Annotated in this window: 4 protein-coding genes; 1 reads left to right on the top strand and 3 read right to left on the bottom strand. The window is 61.8% G+C overall.

Annotated features, from left to right (window positions below; genetic code table 11):
- Positions 1 to 116: 116 nt before the first annotated feature.
- The 3 genes from VIH17_12505 to VIH17_12495 all read right to left on the bottom strand — a co-directional run bounded on the left by VIH17_12505 (position 117) and on the right by VIH17_12495 (position 3102).
- Positions 117 to 923, bottom strand: a complete 807-nt coding sequence (locus tag VIH17_12505; GenBank protein ID HEY4684050.1) for an AAA family ATPase — start codon at positions 921 to 923, stop codon at positions 117 to 119.
- A 1-nt stretch (position 924) separates the two neighbouring features.
- The gene (locus VIH17_12500; protein ID HEY4684049.1) at positions 925 to 2379 is read right to left on the bottom strand and encodes a Mu transposase C-terminal domain-containing protein; all 1455 of its coding nucleotides are present in this window, start codon (positions 2377 to 2379) and stop codon (positions 925 to 927) included.
- A gap of 84 nt (positions 2380 to 2463) precedes the next feature.
- The gene (locus VIH17_12495) at positions 2464 to 3102 is read right to left on the bottom strand and encodes a DUF6431 domain-containing protein (GenBank protein HEY4684048.1); all 639 of its coding nucleotides are present in this window, start codon (positions 3100 to 3102) and stop codon (positions 2464 to 2466) included.
- Between the two features lie 143 nt (positions 3103 to 3245).
- On the opposite strand from VIH17_12495, the gene VIH17_12490 reads away from it, so the two are divergent.
- On the top strand, positions 3246 to 3686 hold a 441-nt coding region (locus VIH17_12490; protein ID HEY4684047.1), incomplete at its 3' end, for a hypothetical protein.

Below are 3686 nucleotides of genomic sequence, written 5' to 3'. Positions count from 1 at the left end.
TGTTACGGGCCGAATTGTTTGGAGGTGTAAGGCTGGAATAAATGGCGGGCCGCCGACGGAGAAAACGGGCTACGCTGGCAGAGGCGCAACCCGTGAGGAGAAAGGGCGGTCGCTCTTCAGTCGTGGTCAATCTCTGCGATGGCCTTGCGCAGGGTGCTCTCATCCAAGACCTGTTTCTGGTCGATCAAGCCCGCCATGAGGGCGGTGGTGCACACTTGATTGATGCGGCGAGGAATGCCTTTGGTGTACTCGAAGACGCGCTGCAGGGCGTCGTCGGTAAAGAGGGTGCCCGCTTTGTAGCCGGCGACCTGCGCCTGATGCTTGACGTAGCCGATGGTCTCCTGCAAATCGAGCGGGCCGAGGTGATAGCGAACCGTGAGGCGCTGGTTGAACGCTTCATGAACGGTAAGATGGAGGGTGCGCCGGAGATCAGGATGGCCGACCAGCACCACGGTGGCGAGGGACTGACTGTCCATCTTGTCACTGAACAGCAAGCGTAACTGTTCGAACATGGGCTGGGTCAGCAGATGCGCCTCGTCGAGGACAATGACGGGTGCACGATGCTTGTTCGAGCTGAGGTCATCCAAGGCGGAGCGGATGCGCGCGACGAGGCGCGGCTTGCTGAAAGGGGGTTCGACGCCGAGTTGGAGCAAGAGGTCGCGATACAAACCCGTGATGCCCGTGGTCGGATTAGCCAGATACACAACGAGATAACGATTGAAGTCGAGGTTGGCGGCGAAGACGCGCACGGCGGTGGACTTGCCGGAGCCGATCTCACCCGTGACGAGACCGAAGCCGCGCTCGCGGACGAGATAGGCCAGGCGTGCGCCGAGTTCCTTCTGAGCGGCGGTGGGGAACAAGTCTTTGGTGGCGATGGTGCGCGAAAAGGGCAAGCTGGAGAAGCCGTAGAATTCTTGGAACATGTCAGGCCTCCGGCGCGTCCGCGGTCGGGTCGGTGGGTGTGTCCACCTCGGGTAAGGGCAACTGGGTGAACTGGAGCGGGCCGAGTTCGCGCTGCTGTTGAGTCCGATACTCTTCGCGCAGTGCGGCCAGGTAGTCGAGCGAGGATTTCGGTCTGGGCGGGTCGGGCGGTTCCGTCGCGAGCCGTTGGACAGCGAGGTGGCGCTGGCGATTCTGAACAATGACCGTCGCCAGGCCGAGGCGAGTGCCGTCGAGGTAGAGTTCAATCTGCGCGAGGTCAAACGGATCGAAGCGGAGTTCAAGGATGCGTCCCGCCAGATGCGGCTCGACCTGGTAGCGATTGCCTTGGAGCGAGAGCAGGGCATCGCGACGGACCTTACGCTTCTCGCGCCAGAGGAACGCGCGGCGCACGGTTTCAGGATCGGCGTGGCGCACCTGGTCGAGGCCCGCCGTGTAGCGTGCCCACGGAGTTTGTTTCGTCTCGCTGTGCTCGTGTTGATGATAGACACACTCCAGCCAGGCCCACAGCGATTCGTTGAGGTCGGTCAGCGTCGTGAGATGCGAGGCTTCGACTTCCGGTAGGAACTGAGCGCGGAGGGTTTCGAAAAAACGCTCCTGTTTTCCCTTCGCTTCGGGCGAATAGGGGGCGGTTTGGATACGTTGAATGCCGAGCGTGGCGCAGGCGGCATTGAACTGCGTGGACGAATAGACCTGACCGTTGTCCACGTAGACGGCGTAGGGCACGCCGCGGCGCAACAGCGCCACCTTGAGCACGCGTTCCATCCGAGGCAAGGCTTCGTCGAAGAAGAATTCGGCGTAGGGCACCAGCCGGCTGTGGTCGTCGATGAAGCAGAACAAGTGCGTGCGGCGCTTGCCTGCCCCCGCTCGACGGGGGTTGCCGGGCGCGTAGGGGTCGGGCAGCCAGGGGCCGACCATGGCGTCGCCCTGCCACAGCGCGTTGACGTGGTCACGCTCAAAGCGTCGGTAGGTCTTGCCCGTGTGAGCTAACACGCGCCGGGTTTTGCCACGCCGGCGCAAGTGCGTGGTTAGCGTGTGGACATTGACTGAGCGCGGCAAGCTCTCGTCCCGCTGAAGGATGTCCACGATCGTCTGCGTGGTGCGTGCAGGCTGTTCTTCGCGCAACGCAATGGCTTGGTCGAGCACCTCGGGTGGGAAGGCGCGTGGGGCGCCGGCATCCGCGCGGGGGCCGGGGCGCAGCGCCTCGAAGCCTTGCTCGCGATACGTCTTGAGGTAGCGGCGCAGCGTCGTGACACTCACGTGCGTGCGGGTCGAACCTGGAATGCGGTACGAGCGCGAAGCAATCTCGCGCAAGAGGCGCTCCTGTTGACCGGAGTCGGGCGGGGTGTGGACGAGTGGGGCGATGAGGCCATACCGGAACAACGCGATTTCGGTGTTCAGGTCGTGCGGATCAGTTTCGGATGAGCTGGTCGGTGACATGTGGACTGCTCCTGTCGTGATTGGGGTGTGCGCCACCAACATATCACGTCCCAGCGGCAGGGAACAGTCTGCAAAGTGTGTGGGTTAGATCAACCGCGCTAAGCCTTGGCCGAAGCCCCAGTGCCACAAGAAGCGCAACCGATCAGCCAGGCCGTAGTCCGCCAGTTCCGCCCAGCGTGTCTTGGCCCAGGCCAGCAGGTGCAGCGCCGCGTGCAGCAATGCCTGCGGCATCTCGCGCGGGCCGGCCGCTTCGCCCAGCGGGTCGAGTCCCGGCGCCGCCGCGTCATACTGCGCCAGGGTCTGCTGCACCGCCGCCCACCACACCGGCGCATGTTCGGCAAACGATCGACACCAGCGCCGGATCGTGCGCGCCGAGGGCGCTCCGTGTGGCGCGGACTGCCGCGCGACCTGAGCCCACGACGCCCCGACTTCGTAGCGCGCGACGACGACCGACTGAATGATGACCAGCAGATAGTGGCGGAAGCGGAGCAGAAAACTGGGCAGCAGCGAGAGGGTACGGTGGCACACGGTGCAATACCAGCGCTTGATGCGGATACGGTAGACGCGTTCCAGGTCGAGGGGTTTGCGCCAGTAGAAGCCGTGCCCGATGAGCGCCGCGACCGCCTGACACTGCGGGCACTGCGCCGGACGGGGGAAGCTCAGTCGCTCGCCACACGCCAGATACTCTTGGACAGTCCGTCCGAAGTCAGTTACAATCACCATGTGGTGAAGCCCGACCCAAAGGATGTGCCGCCAAGCAGTGTCTTTGGGCCGGGCTGTTCCTTTCTCTAGGATGGAGAGCACAGCATACACGATTCCAGAGTATACGAAAAGGCCATCGCAAATGGATGGCCTGATGAAGGACGGTGAAGACTCCGGCCAATCTATTCAGCCGAAACAGGCTTGATCGCTGTCAAATAAAGCGGACGGGGACAGGACAAGATGACCAAGTTTGGACTGCTGAAGAGATCACAACACGTTACGGTCTACCAGGCCCACTTGCCAACTTCTATCATGAACAAGCAGGTTTTTTCAAATTATGCCGAGCCATCCGCAATAGAGTATCGCATCATGGGCAACCTGTCTCTACCAGCCCCATTTTCCGCCTGGAGTATGGCTTTGCTGTTGATGTGACTGAGCGTCCTTTTTCAGAATTCGAGTGCTGGTCAGCCAGTTCGTTGCACAACAACAAATTGGGAAGTGTTCGCGCTTTAATAGCCCACATCGCAAATCGAGCAATCGACGCCACAACAGCCTACGCAGCTACTCTGGAATCCTGTATCGCATTGCCCACACCCATCGCTTCC

Source organism: Candidatus Acidiferrales bacterium (assembly GCA_036514995.1).
Classification (GTDB): domain Bacteria; phylum Acidobacteriota; class Terriglobia; order Acidiferrales; family DATBWB01; genus DATBWB01.
The sequence above is the reverse complement of the archived record's forward strand: the minus strand, read 5'-3'. Positions and strand labels throughout refer to the sequence as shown.

What these genes read in the sequence shown, in the direction of transcription:
- VIH17_12505 (HEY4684050.1), bottom strand. Translation starts at nt 923, where the DNA reads ATGTTCCAAGAATTCTACGGCTTCTCCAGCTTGCCCTTTTCGCGCACC.
- VIH17_12500 (HEY4684049.1), bottom strand. Translation starts at nt 2,379, where the DNA reads ATGTCACCGACCAGCTCATCCGAAACTGATCCGCACGACCTGAACACC.
- VIH17_12495 (HEY4684048.1), bottom strand. Translation starts at nt 3,102, where the DNA reads ATGGTGATTGTAACTGACTTCGGACGGACTGTCCAAGAGTATCTGGCG.